The sequence below is a fragment of the Billgrantia montanilacus genome (assembly GCF_003336675.1).
In the GTDB taxonomy this organism is placed as follows: Bacteria; Pseudomonadota; Gammaproteobacteria; order Pseudomonadales; family Halomonadaceae; genus Halomonas; species Halomonas montanilacus.
This window is the reverse complement of the sequence record NZ_QPII01000001.1, coordinates 562,392-587,433: the sequence shown is the minus strand read 5'-3', so window position 1 is coordinate 587,433 and position 25,042 is coordinate 562,392. Positions and strand designations below refer to the sequence as shown.

Genomic DNA, 25,042 nt, shown 5'->3' with positions numbered 1-25,042 from the left:
TAATGGATCAGTCGCGCTGTTCGATCGGCACCCACTCGCTCTTCTCGGGGCCGACATAATCAGCACTGGGACGGATGATCCGGTTGTTGGCCCGCTGTTCGAAGACATGCGCGCACCAGCCGGTCACGCGCGAGCAGACGAAGATCGGCGTGAACAGCTTGGTGGGGATGTCCATGAAGTGATAAGCGCTGGCATGGAAGAAATCGGCGTTGCAGAACAGCTTCTTCTCACGCCACATGACTTCCTCGACGCGCACTGATACCGGATAGAGCACGCTGTCACCCACGTCCTGGGCCAGCTTCTCCGACCACTCCTTGATGATGGCATTGCGCGGATCGGACTCGCGGTAGATCGCGTGCCCGAAGCCCATGATCTTCTCACGGCGCTCGAGCATGCCCATGATCTCGCGCTCGGCCTCTTCCGGCGATTTCCAGTCCTCGATCATGGCCATGGCCGCCTCGTTGGCACCGCCATGCAGGGGACCGCGCAGCGAACCGATGGCGCCGGTCACACAGGAGTGCATGTCGGAGAGGGTCGAGGCGCAGACGCGGGCGGTGAAGGTCGAGGCATTGAACTCATGCTCGGCATAGAGGATCAGCGAGACGTTCATCACCCGGGCGTGCAGTTCGGAAGGCGCTTCGCCACGCAGCAGGTGGAGGAAGTGGGCACCCACCGACTCGTCGTCGGTCTCGGTCTCGATGCGCACCCCATCGTGGGAATAGCGATACCAATAGCAGATGATCGAGGGCAGCACCGCCAGCAGGCGATCGGAAACATCCTGCTGCTCGTCGAAGCTCTCTTCGGTCTCGAGGTTGCCGAGCATGGAAGCACCGGTACGCATCACATCCATAGGATGCGCATTGGCCGGAATCTGCTCGAGCACGGCCTTGAGCGCCTGAGGCAGGCCACGCAGGCCCTTGAGCTTGGTGATATAGGCATCGAGTTCGGCCTGGTTCGGCAGCTTGCCCTTGAGCAGCAGGTAGGCCACTTCCTCGAAGCGCGCCTTCTCGGCCAGTTCCTTGACGTCAAAGCCACGGTAGGTCAGGCCCGAGCCGGTCTTGCCGACGGTGCACAGTGCCGTGGTGCCGGCGCTCTGGCCGCGCAGGCCGGTACTGCTGACGGGTTTATCTGACATGTCGCGTCTCCTGTATTAGTCGGTCTTGCGTCTTTTATATGTGATGGGCGCCACGCCACCCGGCCGGGAACCGAGCCTCTGTGCGACGCCACCGGGATGCTTCGCCTTGCTATGTCGCTCCCTTCACTCGCCGCCCTTCTCGAACAGCGCGTCCAGCTTCTGCTCGAAGCTGTGATAATTGAGGAAGTCGTAGAGCTCGTCACGGGTCTGCATCAGCTCGACCACATCGCGCTGGTGACCGTTGTCGTGGATGCTCTGGTAGACCTTCAGCGCAGCGGCGTTCATGGCGCGGAACGCCGACAGCGGATAGAGCACCATGCGACAGCCCACCTCGCCGAGCTCCTGCTGGCTGAACAGGGGCGTGGCGCCGAATTCGGTGATGTTGGCCAGGATCGGCGCATCGACCCGCTCGCAGAAGGCACGGTAGTCATCCAGGGTGTGCACCGCTTCGGCGAAGATGGCATCGGCACCGGCTTCGATACAGGCGCTGGCCCGCTCGATGGCCGCATCCAGGCCATCCTTCTGGAAGGCGTCGGTGCGGGCGATCAGGTAGAAATCCGGATCGACCTTCGCGTCGGCGGCCGCCTTGACGCGGTCCACCATCTCCTCCTGGGAGACGATCGCCTTGTTGGGACGGTGGCCGCAGCGTTTCTGGGCTACCTGGTCCTCGATATGCACGGCGGCGACACCGGCACGCTGCATCTCCTTGACGGTACGGGCGATGTTGAAGGCGCCCCCCCAGCCGGTATCGATATCCACCAGCAGCGGCAGGTCCGTGGCCCCGCAGATGCGGTGGGCATCCGCCACCACGTCGTTCATGGTGGTCATGCCCAGGTCGGGCAGACCGAAGGAAGCATTCGCCACGCCACCGCCGGAGAGGTAGATGGCCTGATGACCCACCCGCTCGGCCATCATGGCGGTATAGGCATTGATGGTGCCGACGATCGGCAACGGCCGGCTGGCTTCCAGGGCGGCACGGAAACGCGCACCGGGAGTGGATCGGGTCATGGCATGGCTCCTCTATGTTTCTTGATCGGTCGATGTCGGGATATGTCCAGCAAACCTCAGGTGGTCTCCTCGGTTTGCTGCGTGAGAACCTCGGCGTAACGGTCGACCACATTCGCCCGCGAGGCACTGACATGGCGGCGCATCAGCAGCTCGGCCAGCTCGGCATCCCCGGCCTCGATGGCATCGACGATTCGGTGGTGTTCGACGAAGGCGCGATGAGGGCGTGTCCCACTGGCGCTGAACTGGGTGCGGTAAAGCCTCACCAGGTAATAGAGGTCATCGCACAGCATCGTCATCAACATGCGATTGTGGCTGCCAAGGACGATACGGTAATGAAAGTCCAGGTCGCCTTCGCGCTGATAGTAGGCCTCCCCGCTCTTGAGGTCGGCCTGACGTTCATGCAGCGCCAGCACCTCGCGCAGGCCCGCAATCTCCTCGGCGCTCATGTGTTCCGCGGCCAGGCGCGCTGCCATGCTCTCGAGCGCCTCGCGCACGTCGAACAGCTCAAGCAGCTCCTTCATCGACAGCTTGACCACCCGGGCGCCGACATGGGGCACACGCTCGATGAGACGGTGCGCCTCCAGGCGTCGCATGGCCTCGCGCAGCGGACCACGGGAGATACCGTAGGTCTTGGACAGGCCCGGCTCGGTTATCTTGCTGCCCGGGGCCAGCTCGCCACGCACGATGGCATCCTGCAGCTCATGGAAGACCCGTTCGGCCAGGGTGCGAACCTCGGGTGCGGTCTGTTCCGGTACGATTGAGTTCATGGCAATTGTCGACAATTAAATGATGAAGAGACTTTAGACATTGCCTGCGCCCCGGTCAACCACGCGATAAGCCCAACATGCTACGTCTTTGGTTGTAGACAAACGAGGCCATCCCCGCCGGACTGTCGACAATCAATGCCTGCGTTGATGGCAATACCCAGCGGCGTTGCATCACGCTATGGGACAAAACGCCGCCTGAACCCTAGAATGGGTCGCCTGTTCCGAAAGGCGCCGGCAATGACCACACGACTCGAGATCACCCCGCTACCCTACCGTGACGATCCGCTGGGTTACTTCTCCGCCCTGCGCCAGCGTCCGGGAGCCGTACTGCTGGACAGCGGGCGCCCCATTGCTCCGGGCGGGCGCTATGACATCATGAGCAGCGACCCGCTGACGGTGCTCTCGGCCGACGACCGGGGGCGCCTGAGCGGCGGCGTCGAAGGCATGGAAAAGGAAGACCCGTTCTCCGCCCAGCAGGCCCTGCTGGATAGCCTCGCGCTTGAGCTTCCCGACAGCGACCTGCCCTTTCTCGGGGGATTGATAGGCTACTGGGGCTATGACCTGGGCCGCTGCCTGGAGCCCGTCGGGGGCCGTTCACAGCAGGTCGTGGACCTGCCGGCCAGCCGCGTCGGCCTCTATGACTGGGCGCTCATCCAGGATCATGACGCCGGTGAAACCTGGCTGGTCGCCAGTGCTCAGCGCCGGGGCCAGATCATGGAGTGGCTCGAAGCACTGCCGGTATCGGGAGGCCGGTTCCGGCTACTGGCACCCTTCGAAGGCGAACTCGACCGTGAAGGCTATGCACGGCGATTTGCCGCCGTTCAGGAGTATATTCACGCCGGTGACTGCTATCAGATCAACCTGGCCCAGCGCTTCAGCGCGCCCTTCGCCGGCGACCTGTGGGAGGCCTACCAGCGGCTTCGACGTGCCACACCGACCCCCTTTTCCGGCTATCTGGCCTGGGATGAGCAAGCCATCCTGTCGCTCTCGCCCGAACGCTTCCTGCTGTGCGATGAAGAGGGCCTCGTCGAGACCCGGCCGATCAAGGGCACCCGCCCACGCGGAGCGACGCCGGAGGAGGACCGCCGCCTGGCCGAGGCACTCTCCATCAGCCTCAAGGACCGCGCCGAGAACGTGATGATCGTCGACCTGCTACGCAACGACCTGGGTCGGGTATGCCGCCCGGGCAGCGTCAGGGTCCCCCAGCTCTGCGGGTTGGAGAGCTACGCCAACGTCCACCACCTGGTCAGCATCGTGTGTGGCGAACTGGCAGCCGGAAAGCGCCCGCTCGACCTGCTGGCAGCGGCTTTTCCCGGCGGCTCGATTACCGGGGCACCCAAGGTACGCGCCATGCAGATCATCGATGAGCTGGAACCCAGCAGGCGCAGCGTCTACTGCGGCAGCCTGGGCTATGTGGATGTTCGCGGGCGCATGGACACATCCATCGCCATTCGCACCGCGGTGGCCGATGTCGACAGGCTGCATCTATGGGGCGGTGGCGGGCTGGTGGCGGACTCCGACGTGAATGATGAGTACACCGAGACGCTGGACAAGATTCGGCACTTGATGACAGCGCTGACTGCCACCGAGCCTCAGCACGACTTGGAATAACAAGCACGACTTTTTGATCTTTTGGATATATCCATCCAATGAAATGGTATTGGGGACGAATCTGCAGGCTTTGGTAGGGTGTGGCCAACGGCACTCAAAGACATTGGAGTCTCCCATGGCCTCACCTCTCGACGTGATCAATACCGAACTCGGCAACGAGCCCGATGCACTCATTCGATGGGCTCTGGAACAGGGCAAGCGGCCCATCTGCACCACCAACTTTCGCCCCTTCGAAGCCGTCATCCTGCATATGGTGACGCGCCACATGCCATCGATTCCCATCGTCTGGATGGACAACGGCTACAACACAGAGGCGACCTATCGCTTTGCCGATGAACTGGTCAAGCGCCTCGACCTCAATCTGGTTAGCTACCTGCCGCGACGCACCCGGGCCCACCGAGAAGCCGTGGAAGGCCCGATGCCGGGCATCGAAGACCCGCGTCACGAGGCCTTTACTCAAGAAGTGAAGCTGGAACCCTTCGAGCGAGCATTGAGCGAAATGGCCCCGGATGTGTGGTTCACCGCGCTGCGAGCCGAGGACACCCCCGAGCGGGCTCTCATGGCCCCCGTCAGTCGCAACGCCGATGGCCTGTTGAAGGTATCGCCGTTGCTGCACTGGAGCGCCAAGGACATGTACAACTATCTACTGGACCATGACCTGCCCGACAACTTCGACTATTTCGATCCCACCAAGGTGGACGAAAAACGCGAATGCGGCCTGCACCTGCAGCATTGAAGGGTGCCTTGCCGTAGCGGGGAGCTAGCGCGTCGGTAACTCGATATCCCTGAACAGCCCATCCTCGTGGCGGGGCCCCGCGGCCAGCGCGGCATCGACCAGGTCCCGCTCGAGATGATCGGCAAACCCCTTGACGAAGTCATACATGTAGCCGCGCATGAAGGTCCCGCGGCGAATGCCGATCTTGGTGACGGAACTCTCGAACAGGTGATTGGCTTCTAGCGCGACCAGATCGTCGTCCAGCTCGGGGTCGACCGCCATGTGCGCCACGATGCCGACACCGAGACCCAGGCGGACATAGGTCTTGATCACATCGGCATCGGCCGCCGTCAGTACCACATTGGGAGAGAGCCCCTTGGCCCGGAAGGCATCGTCCAGCTGGGAACGGCCGGTGAAGCCGAAGACGTAGGTCACCAACGGCTGCTCGGCCAGGCGCTCCAGGGTCAGTTCGCCGGCTTCGGCCAAAGGATGGTCGCGTGGCACCAGCACACAGCGGTTCCAGCGATAGCAAGGCAGCAGGATCAGATCATTGAACAGCTCGAGCGCCTCGGTACAGATGGCGAAGTCGGCCTGGCCATCGCTGACCATCTGGGCGATCTGCTTGGGCGTGCCCTGCTGCATGTGCAGCGCCACGTCCGGGTACTTGCGAGTGAACTCGCCGATGACCGGCGGAAGCGCATAGCGAGCCTGGGTGTGAGTCGTGGCAATGGAGAGGCTACCGCGCCGCTCGTCACTGTGCTCCTGGGCCACCTGCTTGATGTTCTCGGCCAGCCGTAACACCTGGCCAGCCAGGTCGACAATGGCCTGCCCTGCCGGAGTCACCCGCGTCAGATGCTTGCCACTGCGGGCAAATATCTCGACCCCCAGCTCATCTTCCAGCAGCCGGATCTGCTTGGAGATCCCCGGCTGAGAGGTATAGAGGCTCTGGGCCGTGGCCGAGACATTGAGATTGTGGCGGGTCACTTCCCAGACATAGCGCAGTTGCTGCAGTTTCATGGTGGACCTCTCCCCCTGTACCGCCCGACGGGCCATTACACAACCGCGAATAAAACAGCACCATGTAAGCACTAAATCGCATAAAAGAAAACCACCCCGCCCAAGCCCCCATTGTCAACGGAACCGGCAGAGCATGACGTTTCACTTCCCATTTGCCAGCGACCCGGTCGGCCGCTAACATCAGCCGACCGGGCACGCCCCTGGCGTGTCATTTCGACCCGCTCGATGCAGCGCAACGTAACTGGAGAACCACATGGCCAATAACGTCGATGTCACCAATGCCAACTTCGAGCAGGAAGTCCTGAAGGCAGATCAACCCGTGCTGCTGAAGTTCTGGGCCCCGTGGTGCGGCCCCTGTAAAGTCATGGCACCGGTGATCGACGAGGTTGCCGAGGAGCGTTCCGGCAATCTCAAGGTAGTCAGTATTAACGTGGACGACGCCCCCGAAATTGCCGCCGAACAGGGTGTTCGTGGCGTGCCTACCGTGATGCTGTTCAAGTCGGGCTCCAAGGTCGCTTCACTGGTCGGTGCCCAATCCAAGTCGCAGCTGGCACAGTTCATCGATCAGAACGCCTGATTCAAAGAGGCCAAGACTCCTCCTTCGCCCCGGCCCTGACCGGGGCGAATCGTTTCTGACTCACGCAAGGTCGCTCTGGTATCGCGGCTCAGGCAAGGTCATCAAGTAAGATCATCAGGTACGGTCATCGCGATCGGAAGCACTCCGCTCGATGTTTCCGACAACCCCCGGGCCGATCGGCTCCCTCCCCGGCCCCAGCAGGTGGGCGATCCAGCGTGTCTCGGGATGGCTATCCAGCGCAATTTTCAGTGTCATGGTCAGCACAACCGACAGCAGCATTCCCACCACCCCCAGCGCCCACCCCCATACCACCAGCGACAGAAACGCCACCAGGGTCGACAGGCCCAGCGCCCGCCCCATCAGGCGAGGCTCCACCAGGTTGCCGAGGACGAAGTTGATGACCAGATAGGCCATTGCCAGTCCGAAGGCGTCCAGCAGCCCACCGTGCTGGGATATCAGCAACAGCAGGACCGGCGGTATGGCGGCGAGAGCCGAGCCGATATTGGGAATGAAATTCAGCGCGAAGGCCAACACACCCCATAGCAGCGGAAAGTCCACACCCATCACCATGCAGGCCAGCCAGGCCAACGCGCCGGTCACCAGGCTGATCACTGTCTTGACGGCCAGGTAGCGCTTGAGGGTCTGGCTGAACTCCTGGAAACGCCGGAGACTGGGCGCGGGGTCGTCCAGGGCAAGGAAAACCTTGTCGCGAAAATTCAGCGTCTCGTACAGCATGAAGATGACCAGCAGTGCCACCACGATGCTCTGCACCAGCAGGTTCCCCAGGCCGCCCAGCAGGGTCGGGAACCACGCGCTACCATCCTCGACATCGACCAGCTCTGCCAGCATTTCGGGGTCGATCGCAAGCCCCATGGAAGCCATGGTGTCGAGAAGATCCAGATAGCGCTCGTAGAGGCGCGACTCGATGCCGGGCAACGCTTGCGTGAAGGTGCCGAAGGTGTTGACCACCAACAGCCCGACCAGGGAGAGGAAGGCGCCAATTACCAGCAGGGTGATCAGAACCGCGAGGCGGAGACCGATACCCCAGCGATGCAGCCAGTTCACCGGAGAGGTACACACCACCGCTATGAACAGCGCCAGCAGCAGTGGCACGATCAGGTCGGCTCCCGCCCTTATGCCGGCTATGATGATCACTAGTGCGGCCAGCGCCACTGTCAGCGTGAGAGGATAGCTGTAGTGCGCATCATTATTACGGCGGAGCATGTCACGTCCCTGTCTCGCGTGTGATACTCATCATGGCGCGTGCGGGGCGGTGACACAAATGCCGCGTTCGCCAAACCGCCCCTCGATAATCCCTGGGCCTTCAAAGAAAACCGAACGGTAACGGAACATTACTCGGAATCGTGTCTCGAATCGAACAGTCCCCCCAACACCACCCCTGACACTACCTGCAGCAAGGAGGCGCCATGCCCCGTTCATATCTCCCACATTTTCTGCTGGGCGCGCTGATTGCCATCGCGCCGCTCACGGCCGCACAAGCCGATGACACTCGCTCGCGGCTCGATGTCCAGGCCGAGGCCCAATTGGAAGTGGTGCCTGACCGCGCCACGCTCAGCGCCCGGCTGTGGGAACGCACCCCGGCCATCGCTCGCGAAGAAGAGGACAGCAGCGACCCCACGGCGCTGCGAGAGGCTCGTGACCGGCTGGAGGAGCGCGCCACCGAGCTGATCCGCACTCTGGAGGAAGCGGGGCTGGACCGGGATGCGATCAGCGCCGGTTCGCTGAACGTTCATCCGGAGCATATTCCCGGCGCCAGGACGAGCGAAGGTGATCGCGAGACGCTCGTACGAACTCGGCTGGAACGCCCCTTTCAGGTGAAGGTGGCCGACCTGGATAGCTTGCCACTGTTGCTCGACGCGCTGACAGAGGCCGGGGTCAATGCCCTGGACGGCGTGATGTACGACCTCGCCGACCGCGACGCCGCCACCGATGAAGCGCTGGTAATGGCGCTGGAGAAGGCGCGCCACAAGGCCGAGCTGATGGCCTCCACTCTGGGCGTGACGCTGGGGTCGGTGCTCACGGTGAGCGAGACCCAGTCGCCGATCTACGCCCCGCGCATGATGGCCATGAGTGCCGATATGCGTGAAAGCGCGCCCCAGGCCGAATACCGCCCCGGCACCGTCACCATCGACGCCGGGGTCAGCGTCAGCTGGGAGATCGAACCGGAGTCATAGGCCCTGGTTATAAGACCTGGATCGTAAGCCCAAACGAAAACACCCCACCGACGCCAATCGGTGGGGTGTTTCGCTTTCCGCGCCAAGCATACGGCCGGATGCCTAGGAGCCTGTCGGATTTGACCGATCGTCAGTAGATCAGCGTTAAGTCCGACAGGCTCCTAGATGTTGATGGTCTCGACGCCGCCCATGAAGGGCCGCAACGCCTCGGGCACGGTGATCGAGCCGTCGGCGTTCTGGTGGTTCTCCATCACCGCAATCAGGCAGCGCCCCACTGCCAGGCCGGAACCGTTGAGGGTATGCAGCAGCTGCGGCTTCTTCTGTTCGGGGTGGCGGAAGCGCGCCTGCATGCGCCGCGCCTGGAAGTCCTCGCAGTTGGAGACCGAGGATATCTCGCGATAGGTCTCCTGGCTGGGCAGCCAAACTTCCAGGTCATAGGTCTTGGCCGCACCGAAGCCCATGTCCCCGGTGCACAGGGTCACCACCCGGTAGGGCAGCTCGAGTGCCTGCAGTATCGCTTCGGCATGGCCGCGCATCTCCTCCAGCGCCGCATAGCTCTGCTCGGGCTCGACCATCTGCACCATCTCGACCTTGTCGAACTGGTGCTGGCGAATCATGCCCCGGGTGTCGCGGCCATGGGAGCCCGCCTCGCTGCGGAAGCACGGCGTATGGGCGGTGAGCTTCACCGGCAGCGCCTTGTGGGGCAGGATTTCGTCGCGGGCGAAGTTGGTCAGCGGCACTTCCGCGGTGGGAATCAGGTGATAGCCGCGCTCGTCGTCCAGCCGGAAGAGATCTTCGCCGAACTTGGGCAGCTGGCCGGTGCCGTACAGCGACGCCTCGTTGACCATAAAGGGGACGTAGCACTCCTCGTAGCCGTGCTCCAGGGTCTGCTTTTCGAGCATGAACTGGGTCAGGGCGCGATGCAGGCGGGCGATGGGGCCGCGCATCACCGCGAAACGAGCACCGGTCAGCTTGGTCGCCAGCTCGAAGTCGAGGTTGCCCAGGAGGCCGCCCAGGTCCACGTGATCCCGCACCGTGAAGTCGAAGGTCTTGGGGGTGCCCCAGCGATGCAGTTCGACGTTTTCCTCTTCGCTCTCACCCTCCGGCACGCTCTCGTGGGGCAGATTGGGCAGGCCGCTGATCAGCTCGTCCCATTCCGCCTGCACCTCGGCAAGCCGAACCTTGGCCGCATCGAGCCGGTCGCCCAGGTCACTGACCTCGGCCAGCAGCGGCTGGATGTCCTCGCCCTGGGCCTTGGCCTGGCCGATCGACTTGGAGCGAGTATTGCGCTCGCTCTGCAGGGTCTCGGTCTCGGTCTGGATCTCACGGCGCCGGGACTCCAGCGCCTCGAGTCGCGCGGTGTCGAGCGTGAAGCCACGCTTGGCCAGTCGTTGTGCGACCATCTCGAGGTCGCTGCGCAGCAGTTTGGGATCGAGCATGGAATCCAGTCCGTCGCATTGGGTGAAATCGGGGCGACCATTGTAGGCAAAAGGGTGGCCGTATGCCATGTGACAGCCGTGGGCCGGGGTGCGCTCCACCGCCCTCTCGGGGTAAAGTAGCGTCATCCCTTCTGCCTGTCCGGCCATGCCACGACAGCGACACCGACTGAATACGACACCATGATCGCACGACTGGACACCGCTCAATCGAGCACCCTGGCCGGCCTCGCCGCACCCTATCTGCGCTTTCTCGAGGTCCTGAAGGCCAATGGCTTCGCGGGCGAGATCGCCCCGGACTACGGCAACCGCACGGTGCTGGCCACCGACAACTCGATCTACCAGCGCCTGCCCCAGGCGGTGCTGTACCCCCGCCACGCCGAGGATCTCGAGCGCATCGCCCGCCTGGCCGCGCGCAGCGAACACCGCCAGGTCGTGCTGACGCCCCGGGGCGGTGGCACCGGCACCAACGGCCAGTCGCTCACCGACGGCCTGGTGGTGGATGTCTCGCGGCACATGAACCGCATCCTGGATATCGACGTCGACAACCGCCGCGTGCGGGTGCAGGCCGGGGTGGTCAAGGACCAGCTCAACGCGGCCCTGAAACCCCATGGGCTGTTCTTCGCCCCGGATCTCTCCACTTCCAACCGCGCCACCATCGGCGGCATGATCTCCACCGACGCCAGCGGCCAGGGCAGCTGCGAGTACGGCAAGACCCGCGACCACGTGCTCGAGCTCGACACCGTACTGCTCGGCGGCAAGCGACTGGTCAGCCGCCCGGTCGAGGAAGCCGAACTGGAGACGCTGTGCGCCCGGGACGACATCATTGGCGCGGCCTACCGCACCGCCCGGGAGATCATCGATGACCAGGGCGAGCTGATTACCGCCAAGTTCCCACCGCTCAACCGCTGCCTGACGGGCTATGACCTGGCGCACTTGAGAGATGCGCAAGGTCGCCTCGACATGAACAGCCTGCTGTGCGGCTCGGAAGGCTCGCTGGGTTTCCTCAACGAGGCGGTGCTCAACGTCCTGCCGATCCCCAAGCACTCGACCCTGGTCAACGTGCGCTACGCCGGCTTCATGGACGCCCTGCGGGACGCCAAGGCTCTCATGACAAGCAGTGGCTCTTCACAAACCCAGCCGCAGGCGCGCCCCACCTCCATCGAGACGGTTGACGACAAGGTGCTGATGCTGGCGATGGAGGACTTCGTCTGGAACAGCGTGGCCGAGTTCTTTCCCGGCGAGCCGGGCGGAGATGACAGCGCCGACGACACCGCCACGGCCACCCGCCAGGCGGTGGCGATTCGCGGCATCAACCTGATCGAGTTCAACGACGACGACCCCGAGCGGCTGGCCCAGCGGGTGACGACCTTCTGCCGCCACCTGGAGGCGGACGACAGCGTACCGCGCCTGGGTTATACCCTGGCCGAAGGACGTGGGGCCATCCAGCGCGTCTACGGCATGCGCAAGCGCGCCGTGGGGCTGCTGGGCAATGCCAAGGGCGAGAAGCGACCGATTCCCTTCGTCGAGGACACCGCGGTGCCCCCGGAGCAACTGGCGGACTATATCGCCGAGTTCCGCGCCCTGCTCGACGCCCGCGGCCTGGAATACGGCATGTTCGGCCACGTCGACGCCGGTGTGCTGCACGTGCGCCCGGCCATCGACATGAAGGACCCCGCCCAGGAAACATTGATCCGGGAAATCTCCGACGACGTGGCCGCGCTGACCCAGCGCTATGGCGGCCTGCTGTGGGGCGAACACGGCAAAGGCGTGCGTTCGGAGTATGCGCCCCGCTTCTTCGGCGAGCTCTACCCCAGCCTGCAGCGGGTCAAGGCCGCCTTCGACCTGCATAACCAGCTCAATCCGGGAAAAATTGCGACGCCCGCGACCGAAGCAGTCGAGGAGCAGGCGGTGAAACTTGTCGATCCGGGCCTGTTGACCATCGATGGCGTGCCCACTCGTGGCCAGATAGACCGCCAGATCGACGAGCGGGTGTGGCAGGCACACAGTGCCGCGGTCTACTGCAACGGCAACGGTGCCTGCTACAACTACGACCCCAATGACGCCATGTGCCCGTCGTGGAAGGCGACCCGCGACCGGGTGCATTCCCCCAAGGGGCGCGCCAGCCTGATGCGCGAGTGGCTGCGGCTGCAGGGTAACGCCGGTGTCGACGTGCTCGAGGAAGCCCGCCAGGAACGAGCTGAAGGTAGATGGCACTTTCTCAAGGCCCTTCCCGCGCGGGTGCGCAACAGCTTCAAGCGCCGCGACGAGGCGGACTTCTCCCATGAGGTCTACGACGCCATGGCGGGGTGTCTGGCCTGCAAGTCCTGCGCCGGCCAGTGCCCTGTGAAAGTTAACGTACCCGAGTTTCGCTCCCAGTTCCTCGAGCTCTACCACCGTCGGTACCTGCGCCCCGTGCGCGACTACCTGATTGGCGGCATGGAGTTCTTCGTGCCCTACCTGGCGCACATGGCGCCGCTCTACAACGCCGCGCTGGGCCAGCGCTGGGTGGACCAGCTCCTGTCGGGCCCCATCGGACTGGTCGACAGCCCGCGACTCTCCCGCGTGCGGCTGGCCAAGCAGCTCAGGGCCTGGGGCGTAGCCGAGGCCACACCGATCTCGCTGGGCCTGTTGACCGAGGCGCAGAAGGCCAGAAGCGTCGTCCTCGTGCAGGACGCCTTTACCAGCCACTTCGAGGCCGAGCGGGTGATGGACATCGTCGAGCTGCTCTCACGCCTCGACATGAAGGTGTTCGTCGCGCCCTACTCGCCCAACGGCAAGCCCCTGCACGTGCAGGGCTTCCTCGGCGCCTTCGAGCGCACCGCGGAGAAACAGGCAAAGCGACTGCGCACCCTGGCCGAATTCGGTGTGCCGCTGGTGGGCATCGACCCGGCCATGACCCTGACCTACCGCCAGGAGTACGTGAAGGCACTGGGACCTGAGACAGTGCCCGAGGTACTGATGCTGCAGGAGTGGCTGGTTGCCCAGGGCCAGCGCCTGGTGCCGCCGGCCCTGGCCGGACAACTATCCACGCTTGACGACCCCGGCTACCGGCTGCTCTCCCACTGCACCGAGTCGACCAACGCCCCCGGCAGCCCCAAGGCGTGGCAGCAAGTATTCGCCGCCTTCGGCTTCGAGCTGGAGCTCGTCGCCACCGGCTGCTGCGGCATGTCCGGCACCTACGGCCACGAGGCACGCAACCGGGAGACCTCGGCGGCCATCTACGCCCAGTCGTGGCAGCCGGTGGTGGAAGGCAACGCCAACCCCGGCCGCCTGCTGGCCACCGGCTATTCCTGCCGCAGCCAGGCAAAGCGGCTCTCCGACACGGATCTCCCGCACCCGTTACAGGGGCTGCTGAACCACCTGCGACAGCTGAGTTGGTAAATAGGCTGGTAAATGAGTTGCTGAAACAGAGGCAAAATAGAAAGGCCGGCGGGGTGCAGCTCACACCCCACCGGCAGTCGAGTCGAGCCACGAGCGAACAGGAGGCAGCATGTCCCGCACCCTGATCATCATCGGCCTGTGCATCGTTGCCATCGGGCTGCTCTGGCCCTGGCTCTCCAAGCTGCCCCTTGGCCAACTGCCCGGCGACATTGCCATTCGCCGAGAGAATTTCTCGTTCTACTTCCCCATCACCACCATGATCCTGATCAGCATGGTGCTCTCGCTGATCATGTGGCTATCGAGCAGGTGACCTTCCCCCGGCAACGCCTTGAGCGACCGTGGCAGGCAGCACCAGTGTGAGTATTAATCAATCACCAAAGTATCCCTGGTAATTCACATTCAGCAACGAATCGTCCGGTCCCATGGACATCAGGAAGATTCTTATCTTTCGGTTGCCGTCGATCCAGCCCACTTTCGCTTGTCGCATGGCACCTGTCTTTATCATCTCTGAATCGACCTCTTGACCATATCGATCGCGCATTTCTTCCGTCAGGGAATCTACAAAACCCAGCATGGAATCGAAACCGCGCGTGTTATCCAGCTTCATCGTCACTTGGGTAAGCTGACCATTAAGGAAGTAAAAGCGCTGCGTGAAGGTCTCGCCCGCCAGCTCGACGTCATCTCTGCGCACAGCTTCAACAGCGCTGGTCGCCAGGCGACCGCCCTCCTCTTCGTCTATACGGTAAGCGTCATCGACGACACGCATGACATCCTTAATCGTCATTCCAGCAGTGGTAGGCCCCCAAAGCTCTGCTGATAACGCTGCATTAGGCAGCAGAAACAGCAGCAAGATGCCAGCAATCAGCTTATTCATCAGTGATTCTTCCTTGTGAGATACTGGGCGGCATTACGATGGAGCGGCAGCGCAAGGCGGGCAGGGTCAAGTGACGGGTGCAGCGCATTGTTAGTCGGCATTATTACGTTCTTTTCCATGCTCCGCTCGATCAAGTACTTGAGTAAAAGAGTCTCTTGGGCTCCCTTCCGTGACACTGGAAATCCTCAACTCTTTGTCCAAAAAGAAACTTTTCGGCCTCTTCAACTCGACACTGAAAATGAGCCCCGATACAAAGTGGCATGCGCCATCATCGTCCGGCCCTCGATCGAAATTCGAACACGAACAAGCAGATCATCGTAAGCTCCATCTCGTAGGCGAAGGGATTCGACCAGCCGGGCACCCCATTAATTCCCGAGCCATCTTAGCGGCCTTAAGACCTCATACTAGGCTTGGGTAGCCTCACCCGCAAAGCAGATAAGGTGCTGCTTATCAACGTTGTTTGGGGCTTATCCCGGGGGCGAGACTATCACTGGGGCGGGGCATAAGTGATGACTCACTTACTAGAACGGACAACCTTGCCTGCCCGTTGTAGATGGTGATGGCTATATCGCTGATTTATTGCTGAATCACGGCCATTTTACATCGCACGCATTGATGGACCAACCACAAAAACCATGACAGCCAACCATGCAACATATATAACCACAACCCCAGCCAAGGTCGAAAAAAGTATTCTTTGCCGTATACCTAACCTCTTTTGCCTGGAGCTTCGCAGAAGAATCACCCCGCTGGCAACTAAAAAGGTAACTATCACGATTAATCCAATGCTTGTTGTCATCAAAAGCTCCAGGATGCTACCCAACGCGGAAGTGCAGCGGCACCCTGAAAGGGCGGCCAGCGGCCAGTTACAGGCGAGAACAGCATTCGCCACGATGACGACTCGTTCTTCTTTCCGATTACCACCATGATCCGGCTGAGCCTGCTGATCGGCGAATTATTGTGGCTGTTCAACCGCTGAGGCGCTTTCGGCTGAGGTACGCCGAATTGGTAGCCGGATGGTAAAGGTCGTACCCGCTCCGGGTAGGCTATCGACTTCGATGCGCCCACCGTGCTTTTGCACGATCCCATAGGACAGCGACAGGCCGAGACCGGTCCCCTCTCCCACCGGCTTGGTGGTAAAGAAGGGATCGAAGATCCGCGACTGCAGTTCAGCCGGGATTCCCCCGCCATCATCGACAAAGGCGAGCCAGACCTGGTCGCCCTCGCAACCGGTTCGAACGGTAATGGTACCGCGCTCGCCAATCGCCTGTGCCGCATTGACCAGCAGGTTGAGGAAAACCTGATTGAGCTGTGCCGGCACGCACTCGACCGCGGGCAGTTGGCCATACTCGCGCACTACCGTGGCCTTGTACTTGATCTCGTTGGCCGCCACGTTGAGAGTGCTCTCGAGCCCCTGATGCAGATCGGCGAACTGCCAGTCGGTGGCACCGGTGCGGGAAAAGTCCCGCAGGTCCTGGACGATGCGGCGTACCCGTGCGGTACCATCGATGGACTCGTCGAGTAATGAACCGACGTCCTCGCGCAGGTAGTCCAGATCGAGTTCCGTCTTGAGGGCTGCGAGCTGCCCTGCGGCCTCGGCCGTCAACGTCGGCTCTAGCGTCTCGTAGGCATCGATCAAGCGCAGCAGATCATCGATGTACTGGCGCAGCGTGTTGAGGTTGGAATTGACGAAGCCGATGGGGTTGTTGATTTCATGAGCGATACCTGCGGCAAGCTGGCCGATGGAAGCGAGTTTCTCCGATTGCAGCAGCTGGTTATGCGCCTCCTCGAGCTTGCGGATGAGAACCCGTTGCTCCTCCTGCTCCCGTTCAAGGGCCTCGAGGGCCTCCCGCCGCTCGTGTATCTCTCTCGCCATGCCCTCCTGAGCCAGCTGAAGGGCCCGATTGATCTGCTCGTTCTCACTCAGCGCTACCTCGAGATCCCTGGTTCTCGCTCTTACCTGATCCTCCAGCATCACCGCGGTCTGGAACAGGCTGAAGTCCGAGCCCCGCACGCTGGTGTTGCGCTCGGCGCGGTCCATTAGCGCCTGCATCATTATGTGCAGCCGTTCGGACTCGATCTGCCGCAGCGGCACCGACTGGAGCCCGGCAGCTCGCGAGACCTGCTGCCGAAGAGGGTGGGACGAACTCAGGCAGTTCGACGGTGCGCTCGTTGCGCTGCGAAGAGAACTGCCGATGGCGATACCGGTCAGCGTCTGGTTCATGTGAACTCCGCCATACTGTTCACCATAGGTGCTGAAGCCCACCGCACGGTGGCGCTTGAAAACCGCCTCCACTGCCGTCTTGCTCTCCTTCTGAGTGACCTCCAGGTTGCGCAGGATGCAGTCGCAGGCGAGCACCAGCTGTGGTGGGCCGAGCTCCTCGCACAGTTGCGCCATCGTCGCTTCCAGGTCCGAGACCAGGTCCATCCCCTGGGCCACCCGCAGGACCAGCCCCTCGTCGATGGCGCTGTAGAAGGTAAGGCTGCCGTCTGGCTCAGCCTTCTGAATCGAGCGCACATAATCGGTGCCGTCGATCAGCACCACCACCGGTGCGGCGGCGAAATGCCCGGGTTCGAGCGTCTCCATCGTGACGCCGATCAGCTCTGCATAGGCCTGGGCAGCAGGCATGCCGTTGATCTCGTGGACGATCCGTTGTTCCGCATTGGCCCGAGTGACGACAAGGCGCTCTTCCAACGAAAGGAAGTGCTGGGTCTTGAACAGGCGGAACGCAAAGTCCGTCTTCAGAAGAAGCAGTACGGCACTGTCGCGGTGAAAGGCACCGTCATGGTAAACCCAGGTTCGGCCGAAGCGCAGGTCATCTCCCGCCGAACCACCCACCAGCACGATATCGCCCAGCGCCGTCTGAAGCGTTCTTGCCACCTGCTCTTCGCGCACGGACAGGCCGTCGATGAGGAGGAAACCGAAGCTGTTGCCCCCGCTCGGCCTTGTCGTTCGGGCCTCCAGGCGTTGCAGGAGCGACTGGCTGAAAGCCTGGCCACGGCCGATACTGAACTGCTGCAGGGAGTCCAGCCGCCCCGTCACGGCCGTACTGCTGCCAGCCGGGAAGCTGACGCCACTGAGCGTGTGGTCGCGATAGCCCAAGGGGCCGATTTCTCCCGCCGTGGTGCAGCCCACTACCGGTATGTCACCGAACAGGCCACTCATCTCGTCGGCCAGCGCCGCCAAGTCGTAGTGGCTGGAACAGAAGAACATCACCAGCTCGGTATCGGGCTGAATGACCTCCTGGTAGAACTCGCGAACGGCACTGCGGGCATCGTCTGCGCATGTCTGCATGCTCAAGATCTGGCTCATGGCACCTCCGTTGTGACCGTTATCGAACCGGCAAGGTCAGGTTATCACCTAACTTCGGCCACACGACTGTGCGCGTCGGCGATTCACTCAACGCTAGCAGACAGTACGCCCCCCTGGCCGTCTCGCGCCGCAGCGCAGATCCGATTCTTCTCGTTTGGTACGAGACATGGCGTGGAAGGAGAAATGCGCTTCCTGGACTCCCGCACCTCATCGGCCGACCAGCAAAGCGCACCGGGCAATCGATTGATTCGTGGTCATAAGCCACTACTCCACTGTGGTGACGCATAATGCCCGCCATAAACGGCGAAGAACGAGCGTCTGGAGACCATAGGAAGCGAATATGTTGGACTGATTATGCATTCTTGACCTCGATGAACCACTTGGGCTGCATTTCATTGAAGTCCGTTCGAATATTGGATGAAAGATAATCTGCTGAATCCAGGACAAAAGCCTGACAACCTACACGCTTGAAAACAACCCAGTGCCAGAAATTCATGCCCTCTTCCTGATGGTGCTTGATAGAGAGTAATGCCAAATTGGGCAGCGCACTCCATGATTTAAAAGGAGTCTCATCGGCAGACGTCTCGACCCCGGCATGAGACAACATCTTCCTCACATACTGGGTATCAGACCAAAGCAATTTATCTTCAGCATGGATACCCATAGCGTTTGCTGTGTCCTTCATTTCCGAATAGGTCTTTCCCAGAATGTTGGCAACAGACGCAATGCCGCACCCTGTAGATTCTTCCTGTATGACAGGTTTCAACATCGTTTACTCCTTACTTCGTAACGCATTGCACAGCAGCCGCACACTCAACCTCTCCGTTTCACGAATTTTCACCATTGCCTCCTTGCGCATGACGCCCCCATCACCTGTGAAAAAATCGGCGCGAAGCAGAGGTTCCAGCATCCGATGCATAGCCTGTTTATGCGCTCTCACGGATGGCACGGATATCCTCGATATCCACTGGACGTGAAAGTGAAGATTTATAATGTACCAGATCGTCCTTCAGCATAAGGGGAAGCTCAAGACCCAGCAAATGCACGGTCGCATAGCGAGAAAAATCTATGTTGAGGGGAACCCAAGTCTCGTTGCCTCCATCGAAGATTTTCGGGCCGTCAGCGCTACCCACCTCTACTTTGATTCCTTCATACTTGAACTGGACATAGGTTAGATCCCAGCCTTCCTCCTGGTAGTGAGAGGCCGCCTTGGATATAAATTCCTGGCCGGCCTGAACCACTGACGAAAAATTCTCTCCGGGGACGAAAAGATCAATATCGTTCAGATCACGCTCAGAGCCATACCCCTTTGCTGCGAGCCCCCCGCAGATCAGAAAAGGAATATTTCTCTCTCTCAGCAACCCCACAATCCATTGGACTGCTACCTGATGCACGCTTCCTCCTTTTGCGCATGACGCTTGCAGCATGCGCAACCTTGGAATGGTGCCGAAGGCATAATGGTAACGACGTCACCATGCCTGCACCGATTATGTTTCGAGCTCACTGATCTGCTCCCTGACCGATTCCCGACTGACATGTTGAGCTAGTATGGGCCACTGTTTAATCGAATTCCCAAGATAGAGCGCAACACCAAAAAGCACGCCTGACAGCGACGCCAGAATTGGAAGGTAGATTCCAGGGAGGCCCTGAAAATACAACAAGAAGCATGAAAAAAACCCCAGCCAAGCGGTAACGGCGGCTACCATGCGCATTCGCTTGAATTTCTGCTGATGCAGTGCCGGGTTCGCCAAAGCGGCGTCCACGCTGCGCAAGATTTTGAGTTTTTGAGCACTACCCACGAACTATCCTTGATACATAACGCCGCTCAGCACGCGCCGTTAGGAATGGAGGCGAAGTCGGAATGCAGTAGCCGTCACCGCGGCCAGCTTTATTATACTTTGATAAAGGCATATACAACCACAAACATGACCACGACGTTAATAGCATGATCTCCAACGTTAAATTTTTTCATTGCATTAAGCTTCTCATTAGGCTCATAGCCGAGATACGAAATAATCCCGGGGAAAGTAATTTTCTGATGAAGCACCAAGAGGCCAAGCTCTACAATCAATACGAGAGCGCAGATTAGGTACCAAAAATCTTCTAAATTGAAATTCTGGATTAGGGAAAAACAGAGCACTGCCCACAACGCTCCCTGGATTGTCGAATCAAGAATCGCCAATATCGTTGTATTTGCATCCATACCTAAACCGCTCCAGAAGCATAAGGCCGCGCAAACGGGCGCGAGTTCACGAGTGTCCCACCGCCGCTTTGGACGGTGAAGTGCTGGGCCTTATTATGTGACGCTTCCATTCCGGACATAGCGCACTTGCGGATTAGAACCAGGCCAATGAACCGAAGTGTGAGAATATTCGATATACCATGAGTGCCCCAAATGCGATTCGAAATCCAACCCATATTTGGCTGGCATGGTCAATTCTATCTCTGTGTGCTTCGGTGATTTATGGTTTCTACTCCCCTCGTTGCAAGCTCACGGGAAAGCCACCAAGCTAGTTCGGCACCATAGCACTCGGGATTAACCTGAGCCTCTTCAGAGAGAAATGGCTTGAACAGGCCCGAAGTAAAATTTACGTAGGTATCTATATATAAGCAAACCTTGCTGACTCGTTCATTCCTTGTTATACCGCACGCGCGCAGCCTTAGCCCTTTCAATCATCCTTTACGCCTCGTCGTCGCGGTTGTCAAAGTTGGGGCACGCTACCGCCAGGGAAATCGGCACACGGCTTTCCAGTGGGCGTCCCTTGCGTCCTTTGCGCTATCTCAGCAGCCTGGCCTTCATACTATCCGCAGGGAGGGATGCCCGCAAAATTGTCGAGCATTGGTGCATCAACGCTATGGGGGTGTATGGCGGAAGTGACGTTATTGGGGGACTGGGGAGTGAGTTGATACTTACTAACAGCAGGGCAGCCTAACAAAAAGGCAACCCTGATGGCTGCCCTCTTTGATAATGCCGCTGCTTAGAAGAACAGCCGCCGCAGTGCTTCACCGGGGTCTGTCTCGCGCATAAAGGCCTCGCCGACGAGGAAGCCATTCACGTCGTGCTCGCGCATGCGCAACATATCACTACGGGTATTGATGCCGGACTCGGTCACCACGGTGATGCCCGCAGGAATATGTCCCAGCATGTCGAGTGTGGTTTCCAGGCGAGTCTCGAAGGTGTGCAGGTTGCGATTATTGATACCCACCAGGTCGATTCCCAGCTTCAGCGCGCGCTCGAGCTCATGGACGTCATGCACTTCCACCAGCACATCCATGCCCAGCAGCACCGCCTGCTGGTATAGATCGGCCATGCGGGCGTCGTCCAGGGCGGCGACGATCAGCAGGATGCAGTCGGCGCCGATGGCACGCGCCTCGCTGACCTGATAGCCGTGGATGATGAAGTCCTTGCGGATCACTGGCAGATCGCAAGCCTCGCGGGCTTCGATCAGGAAGTCTTCATGGCCCTGGAAGAAGTCGGCATCGGTCAGTACCGAGAGGCAGGAGGCGCCACCGGCGGCATAGCTCTTGGCAATCTCGCCTGGCTGGAAATCTTCGCGCATGACACCCCGTGAGGGGGAGGCTTTCTTGATCTCGGCGATCACCGCCGGGTCGCCCTCTTCGATGCTCTGGTTCAGCGCTGCAATGAAGCCGCGAGGCAACTCCAGCCGCTCGGCCAGAGCCAATAGCTCAGCCTCCGGTACGGCGCGCTGCCGCTCGGCGACTTCCTCATCCTTGCGGGCCAGGATGCGGGTCAAGATGGTAGGGGGTGCGTCCTGCGTCGGGCTCATGATGATGTCTCGGTACGGGCGGCACTGGCCGCGGATAAAGCCGGTAAGCTAACCATCTTACCTATCACCCGCGCGACATTGAAAGAGCGACTACCCAAGTTAGCTGCCTGCGCGCGCTCCTGGCCCCCTCTCGCCCCCTCTCCCGTCGCCTGGGTTCCGTCCGGGTAGCGGTGGCGGCGGCAGGTGGGCGCGTGCCAGAATCCACCAATGGAAACCATGCCGACATTTCATGCGCCATTCACCAGCGCCTGGCCCTGGGCCTCGCCGCTGACTGGCGCCCGCCTGGTCGCGACGCGCTTCGACGCTACGCTGTTCGGCGAGCTGACAGACGATCACGATGCCTCCGGTTCCGGCTATCAGGGCATCGCCCTGCCCCAACGCCTGCACGGCGCCGTCGCCAAGCGGCGTGCCGAATTCATCGCCGGGCGCCTGTGCGCAAGGCACGGCTTATGGCTGCTGGACGGCAGGGACGCGACACCAGGCATGAACGAGGACCGCTCCCCCTGCTGGCCCCGTGACTGTGTGGGCGCCATTACCCATAACGATGGCTGGGCCGCTGCACTGGTTGCCTCCAGAAAGGCGTACCTGGGGCTCGGCCTGGACGCCGAGCGGCTGCTGGATGCCACCCAGGCGCTTCGCCTGGCCAGGAGAGTGCTCACGCCCGGGGAAACCGATCGCCTCGAGCGGTTGCCCGGGGCAGAGATTGGCCTGATGGTAACCGCGGCCTTTTCCCTCAAGGAGAGCCTGTTCAAGGCACTCTACCCGGTGGTAGGTCAGATGTTCCACTTTCAGGCTGCCGAGCTGGTGGCCTGGCACGGCATCGGCACGGTGCGTCTGCGCCTGCTCAGAAACCTGGGGCTCGACTGGCCGGCCGGAAGCGAAGTCGCAGGCGAAGTCTGCCTGTACGAGGGGCGGCTTCTCAGCCTGGTGGCGCTGCCCACCCTGGGCCAAGATGACGCGGGGCGCGACATGTTGGGCACTTGAAGGATGGCACCTGAACTCGAACACCTGGATTCCAGCGCCAATACGTGAGATGAGTTGCCAATCGCACTCAACACGCATACGATAATGATTATCATAATCACATAGAATGGATATCCTATGGCCTCAGTCGCTCAGCGCCGGCCACGCATCCTAGTGGTCGAGGACGACCGGACGCTGAATGGTCAGGTCGCCGGTCTCCTGGAAGGCAAGGGATACCGGATACACCAATGCTACGAAGGCGAAGACGCTCTGACCGCCGCCCTCAGTCAACGCTTCGATCTGATCCTGCTGGACGTGCTGCTGCCGAAGCTGGATGGCTTCGAGGTGCTCGCCCGGCTGCGCAAGACGCGCCAGACCCCGGTGATGATGCTCACCGCCCGCGGCGCGGAAGAGGAGCGCATCCTGGGCTACCGTCGCGGCGCCGATGACTATGTCCCGAAGCCCTTCGGCTTCACCGAACTGCTGCTTCGCATCGAGGCCCTGCTCCGTCGCACTCAAGGCAGTACCGATCAACGCGCCGATCCCGATGAACTCTGCGTGGGGCCCCTCAGACTGCACCGTATCAACCAGGCGGTGCACTATGACGACATCGCCAGCACTCTTACGCCGATCCAGTTCCGTTTACTCTGGTCACTGGTTCTTCACCAAGGAGAGGTGCTGAGCAAGCCCTACCTCTACCAGTTGGTGCTAGAGCGTGAGTTCAGCCGTTACGACCGCAGCCTCGACATGCACCTGAGCAGGGTCCGCCGCAAGCTGACCATGGCGGGCATGGCCGCCGATCGGCTGCAGACGGTGCACGGCAAAGGGTACTGTTTCCTGTGAGTCGCCCCCTGTTCTGGAAGCTGTGTGGCCCCCTTGCACTGGGCACCCTGGTGCTGGTTTGGGTGGTCACGTTTCTCGGCTCCGAAACCGAGCAGAAGATGAGCTACATTGCCGAGCATCACCAGCAGACCCTGAAACAGTGGGGTAAGACTGCCGAGCGTTTGTATAGAGCCGGCGACGAGCAGGCGCTTGCAGCTTGGCTGGAGGAGTTGCAGGCCCACGAGGATACCTGGGCGGCCGTGGTGCGCTCCGATGTTCAACCGCTGGCAGGCAGCTCGCTATCGGCACGATTCCATGAAGGATTCCGGTTGGGGCGCAACGTGGAGTGGAAGATGCATCTCTACTTCCCTGAAAACCCCATCATGGACGTCACCTTCTCAGACGGTCATACCCACTTCCTGGTGACCCTTCCCCAGCGCATGCGCCCTGGCCAATATCTCCATCAGGCGAGTTTCTTCCTAAAGGTGGCCTTGCCCCTGGGCGTACTGGTACTGCTAACATTAGTAATCTACCGCCTGCTGATGGAGCCACTGCGCCAGCTCGAGCTTGCCACCCGGGCGTTCAGCGAGGGCAACCTAGGCGTGCGGGTGCGCGCCTTGCTCGGCAACCGCAACGATGAGCTCACCGCTCTGGCGGAGACCTTCGACAGGATGGCCGAGCGTACCGGCGAACGGATCCTCACCCAGCGACAGCTGATCGCCGATCTTTCCCATGAACTACGAACCCCCTTGACCCGCATCGACATGGCAGTGAGCTGCGTCGAGGAAGGCATCGATACACAGCACTTCCTGCCCCGCATCCACCGCGAATGTCGCCTGATGCGCAGCCTGGTGGAAGACACCCTCACCCTGGCCTGGCTTGAAAACGAAAACCCCAGGCTCGACCAGGAATGCCTGGATCTCACCGACCTACTCGACAGCGTCCTCGAAGATGTTCGTTACGAGTACACGGACCACTGCTTCAGCGCAGAATGGCCGGCCCAGGCCGAGATCAGTGGCAGCAGCCACCGGGCCCTTGCCCAAGCGGTGGAGAACGTGATTCGCAACGCCTGCCACTACACCCCTCTCGGCGGTAAAATTCGAGTTTGCTTGCGTTCGTATGAAGCAGGTTACCTGCTCTGCGTCGACGACGAAGGCCCCGGGGTACCGGCCGATCAACTTGAGCTGATCTTCACGCCTTTCTTCCGCACCAGCAGGGCCCGCAATGACCGGCCTGACGGCCATGGCCTGGGGCTGGCCCTAGCTCGCCGGCAGGTTGAAGCTACCGGCGGGTGGATTCGGGCAGAGAATCTCCCCTCCGGTAGCTTGCGCGTATCGCTCTGGTTACCGGCAACTCGTGCCGGGTGAACGTGACCGATTCGTAACAAATGTAAAAGCAATTCACATTATCTGAGAGTTAAACAAGAATGCACACCAA

The 25,042-nt window shown here is 61.1% G+C and carries 23 protein-coding genes; 10 read left to right on the top strand and 13 right to left on the bottom strand.

The features are described 5' to 3' along the window. Nucleotides 1-7: 7 nt before the first annotated feature. From prpC to DU505_RS02650, 3 genes are all read right to left on the bottom strand, one after another. The gene (gene prpC, locus DU505_RS02660; RefSeq protein WP_114477430.1) at nt 8-1,135 is read right to left on the bottom strand and encodes a bifunctional 2-methylcitrate synthase/citrate synthase; all 1,128 of its coding nucleotides are present in this window, start codon (nt 1,133-1,135) and stop codon (nt 8-10) included. 123 nt (nt 1,136-1,258) lie between these two features. Beyond that, entirely contained in the window at nt 1,259-2,143 is an 885-nt protein-coding gene (prpB, locus tag DU505_RS02655) for a methylisocitrate lyase (protein ID WP_114477429.1), read from the bottom strand. Nucleotides 2,144-2,199: 56 nt separating this feature from the next. Beyond that, nucleotides 2,200-2,910: a GntR family transcriptional regulator gene (locus DU505_RS02650; protein ID WP_114477428.1), complete on the bottom strand. Its 711-nt coding sequence runs from the start codon at nt 2,908-2,910 to the stop codon at nt 2,200-2,202. A gap of 237 nt (nt 2,911-3,147) precedes the next feature. Between DU505_RS02650 and pabB the strand changes: the two genes are divergently transcribed. Both pabB and DU505_RS02640 read left to right on the top strand, forming a co-directional pair. Beyond that, entirely contained in the window at nt 3,148-4,521 is a 1,374-nt protein-coding gene (gene pabB, locus DU505_RS02645) for an aminodeoxychorismate synthase component I (RefSeq protein WP_114477427.1), read from the top strand. Nucleotides 4,522-4,636: 115 nt separating this feature from the next. Beyond that, nucleotides 4,637-5,257 carry a phosphoadenosine phosphosulfate reductase domain-containing protein gene (locus tag DU505_RS02640; RefSeq protein WP_114477426.1) on the top strand — a complete coding sequence of 207 codons (621 nt, stop codon included), beginning with the start codon at nt 4,637-4,639 and terminating at the stop codon, nt 5,255-5,257. Nucleotides 5,258-5,281: 24 nt separating this feature from the next. Here the strand turns inward: DU505_RS02640 and cysB are convergent, their stop codons facing one another. Further along, entirely contained in the window at nt 5,282-6,253 is a 972-nt protein-coding gene (cysB, locus tag DU505_RS02635; protein WP_114477425.1) for an HTH-type transcriptional regulator CysB, read from the bottom strand. A gap of 253 nt (nt 6,254-6,506) precedes the next feature. Between cysB and trxA the strand changes: the two genes are divergently transcribed. Further along, a complete protein-coding gene (gene trxA, locus DU505_RS02630; protein ID WP_043515801.1) occupies nt 6,507-6,830 on the top strand; it encodes a thioredoxin in 324 nt (107 codons plus the stop codon). 114 nt (nt 6,831-6,944) lie between these two features. Here the strand turns inward: trxA and DU505_RS02625 are convergent, their stop codons facing one another. Continuing rightward, nucleotides 6,945-8,054, bottom strand: a complete 1,110-nt coding sequence (locus DU505_RS02625) for an AI-2E family transporter (protein WP_114477424.1) — start codon at nt 8,052-8,054, stop codon at nt 6,945-6,947. A 203-nt stretch (nt 8,055-8,257) separates the two neighbouring features. Between DU505_RS02625 and DU505_RS02620 the strand changes: the two genes are divergently transcribed. Continuing rightward, nucleotides 8,258-9,025: an SIMPL domain-containing protein gene (locus DU505_RS02620; protein WP_114477423.1), complete on the top strand. Its 768-nt coding sequence runs from the start codon at nt 8,258-8,260 to the stop codon at nt 9,023-9,025. A 161-nt stretch (nt 9,026-9,186) separates the two neighbouring features. Here the strand turns inward: DU505_RS02620 and serS are convergent, their stop codons facing one another. Then, nucleotides 9,187-10,464, bottom strand: coding sequence for a serine--tRNA ligase (gene serS / locus DU505_RS02615; RefSeq protein WP_114477467.1), 1,278 nt, complete (start codon nt 10,462-10,464; stop codon nt 9,187-9,189). A gap of 180 nt (nt 10,465-10,644) precedes the next feature. On the opposite strand from serS, the gene ydiJ reads away from it, so the two are divergent. Both ydiJ and DU505_RS02605 read left to right on the top strand, forming a co-directional pair. After that, entirely contained in the window at nt 10,645-13,845 is a 3,201-nt protein-coding gene (gene ydiJ / locus DU505_RS02610; RefSeq protein WP_114477422.1) for a D-2-hydroxyglutarate dehydrogenase YdiJ, read from the top strand. 109 nt (nt 13,846-13,954) lie between these two features. Next, nucleotides 13,955-14,155, top strand: a complete 201-nt coding sequence (locus DU505_RS02605) for a DUF2905 domain-containing protein (RefSeq protein WP_114477421.1) — start codon at nt 13,955-13,957, stop codon at nt 14,153-14,155. 57 nt (nt 14,156-14,212) lie between these two features. Here DU505_RS02605 and DU505_RS02600 read toward each other — a convergent pair whose 3' ends face one another. Then, nucleotides 14,213-14,719, bottom strand: coding sequence for a hypothetical protein (locus DU505_RS02600; RefSeq protein ID WP_114477420.1), 507 nt, complete (start codon nt 14,717-14,719; stop codon nt 14,213-14,215). Between the two features lie 883 nt (nt 14,720-15,602). Here DU505_RS02600 and DU505_RS02595 point away from each other — a divergent pair. Next, nucleotides 15,603-15,698 carry a DUF2905 family protein gene (locus DU505_RS02595; protein ID WP_114477466.1) on the top strand — a complete coding sequence of 32 codons (96 nt, stop codon included), beginning with the start codon at nt 15,603-15,605 and terminating at the stop codon, nt 15,696-15,698. Here the strand turns inward: DU505_RS02595 and nosP are convergent. From nosP to trpC, 6 genes are all read right to left on the bottom strand, one after another. Then, nucleotides 15,675-18,032: a nitric oxide-sensing protein NosP gene (nosP, locus tag DU505_RS22790; protein WP_245947745.1), complete on the bottom strand. Its 2,358-nt coding sequence runs from the start codon at nt 18,030-18,032 to the stop codon at nt 15,675-15,677. The genes DU505_RS02595 and nosP overlap by 24 nt on opposite strands. A gap of 352 nt (nt 18,033-18,384) precedes the next feature. Next, a complete protein-coding gene (locus DU505_RS02580; RefSeq protein ID WP_114477419.1) occupies nt 18,385-18,801 on the bottom strand; it encodes a hypothetical protein in 417 nt (138 codons plus the stop codon). 157 nt (nt 18,802-18,958) lie between these two features. Next, a complete protein-coding gene (locus tag DU505_RS02575) occupies nt 18,959-19,426 on the bottom strand; it encodes a nucleotidyltransferase (RefSeq protein ID WP_114477418.1) in 468 nt (155 codons plus the stop codon). Between the two features lie 93 nt (nt 19,427-19,519). Next, a complete protein-coding gene (locus DU505_RS02570) occupies nt 19,520-19,831 on the bottom strand; it encodes a hypothetical protein (protein ID WP_114477417.1) in 312 nt (103 codons plus the stop codon). Between the two features lie 92 nt (nt 19,832-19,923). Continuing rightward, complete coding sequence (locus DU505_RS02565) at nt 19,924-20,235, bottom strand: hypothetical protein (protein ID WP_114477416.1); 312 nt, start codon at nt 20,233-20,235, stop codon at nt 19,924-19,926. Between the two features lie 775 nt (nt 20,236-21,010). Next, nucleotides 21,011-21,820 (bottom strand): indole-3-glycerol phosphate synthase TrpC, encoded by an 810-nt coding sequence (trpC, locus tag DU505_RS02560; RefSeq protein WP_114477415.1) that lies wholly within the window; start codon nt 21,818-21,820, stop codon nt 21,011-21,013. A 216-nt stretch (nt 21,821-22,036) separates the two neighbouring features. On the opposite strand from trpC, the gene DU505_RS02555 reads away from it, so the two are divergent. The 3 genes from DU505_RS02555 to DU505_RS02545 all read left to right on the top strand — a co-directional run bounded on the left by DU505_RS02555 (nt 22,037) and on the right by DU505_RS02545 (nt 24,972). Further along, complete coding sequence (locus DU505_RS02555) at nt 22,037-22,804, top strand: 4'-phosphopantetheinyl transferase family protein (RefSeq protein WP_245947744.1); 768 nt, start codon at nt 22,037-22,039, stop codon at nt 22,802-22,804. Between the two features lie 117 nt (nt 22,805-22,921). Continuing rightward, nucleotides 22,922-23,626 (top strand): response regulator transcription factor, encoded by a 705-nt coding sequence (locus tag DU505_RS02550; RefSeq protein WP_114477413.1) that lies wholly within the window; start codon nt 22,922-22,924, stop codon nt 23,624-23,626. After that, nucleotides 23,623-24,972 carry a sensor histidine kinase gene (locus DU505_RS02545; protein WP_114477412.1) on the top strand — a complete coding sequence of 450 codons (1,350 nt, stop codon included), beginning with the start codon at nt 23,623-23,625 and terminating at the stop codon, nt 24,970-24,972. The genes DU505_RS02550 and DU505_RS02545 overlap by 4 nt, the downstream gene beginning before the upstream one ends. Nucleotides 24,973-25,042: the final 70 nt, after the last annotated feature.

What these genes read in the sequence shown, in the direction of transcription:
- pabB (WP_114477427.1), top strand. Translation starts at nt 3,148, where the DNA reads ATGACCACACGACTCGAGATCACCCCGCTACCCTACCGTGACGATCCG.
- DU505_RS02565 (WP_114477416.1), bottom strand. Translation starts at nt 20,235, where the DNA reads ATGGATGCAAATACAACGATATTGGCGATTCTTGATTCGACAATCCAG.
- DU505_RS02550 (WP_114477413.1), top strand. Translation starts at nt 22,922, where the DNA reads ATGGCCTCAGTCGCTCAGCGCCGGCCACGCATCCTAGTGGTCGAGGAC.
- DU505_RS02580 (WP_114477419.1), bottom strand. Translation starts at nt 18,801, where the DNA reads ATGTTGAAACCTGTCATACAGGAAGAATCTACAGGGTGCGGCATTGCG.
- DU505_RS02640 (WP_114477426.1), top strand. Translation starts at nt 4,637, where the DNA reads ATGGCCTCACCTCTCGACGTGATCAATACCGAACTCGGCAACGAGCCC.
- DU505_RS02650 (WP_114477428.1), bottom strand. Translation starts at nt 2,910, where the DNA reads ATGAACTCAATCGTACCGGAACAGACCGCACCCGAGGTTCGCACCCTG.
- DU505_RS02620 (WP_114477423.1), top strand. Translation starts at nt 8,258, where the DNA reads ATGCCCCGTTCATATCTCCCACATTTTCTGCTGGGCGCGCTGATTGCC.
- prpB (WP_114477429.1), bottom strand. Translation starts at nt 2,143, where the DNA reads ATGACCCGATCCACTCCCGGTGCGCGTTTCCGTGCCGCCCTGGAAGCC.
- ydiJ (WP_114477422.1), top strand. Translation starts at nt 10,645, where the DNA reads ATGATCGCACGACTGGACACCGCTCAATCGAGCACCCTGGCCGGCCTC.
- serS (WP_114477467.1), bottom strand. Translation starts at nt 10,464, where the DNA reads ATGCTCGATCCCAAACTGCTGCGCAGCGACCTCGAGATGGTCGCACAA.
- DU505_RS02605 (WP_114477421.1), top strand. Translation starts at nt 13,955, where the DNA reads ATGTCCCGCACCCTGATCATCATCGGCCTGTGCATCGTTGCCATCGGG.
- DU505_RS02555 (WP_245947744.1), top strand. Translation starts at nt 22,037, where the DNA reads ATGCCGACATTTCATGCGCCATTCACCAGCGCCTGGCCCTGGGCCTCG.
- trpC (WP_114477415.1), bottom strand. Translation starts at nt 21,820, where the DNA reads ATGAGCCCGACGCAGGACGCACCCCCTACCATCTTGACCCGCATCCTG.
- prpC (WP_114477430.1), bottom strand. Translation starts at nt 1,135, where the DNA reads ATGTCAGATAAACCCGTCAGCAGTACCGGCCTGCGCGGCCAGAGCGCC.
- DU505_RS02600 (WP_114477420.1), bottom strand. Translation starts at nt 14,719, where the DNA reads ATGAATAAGCTGATTGCTGGCATCTTGCTGCTGTTTCTGCTGCCTAAT.
- cysB (WP_114477425.1), bottom strand. Translation starts at nt 6,253, where the DNA reads ATGAAACTGCAGCAACTGCGCTATGTCTGGGAAGTGACCCGCCACAAT.
- trxA (WP_043515801.1), top strand. Translation starts at nt 6,507, where the DNA reads ATGGCCAATAACGTCGATGTCACCAATGCCAACTTCGAGCAGGAAGTC.
- DU505_RS02625 (WP_114477424.1), bottom strand. Translation starts at nt 8,054, where the DNA reads ATGCTCCGCCGTAATAATGATGCGCACTACAGCTATCCTCTCACGCTG.
- nosP (WP_245947745.1), bottom strand. Translation starts at nt 18,032, where the DNA reads ATGAGCCAGATCTTGAGCATGCAGACATGCGCAGACGATGCCCGCAGT.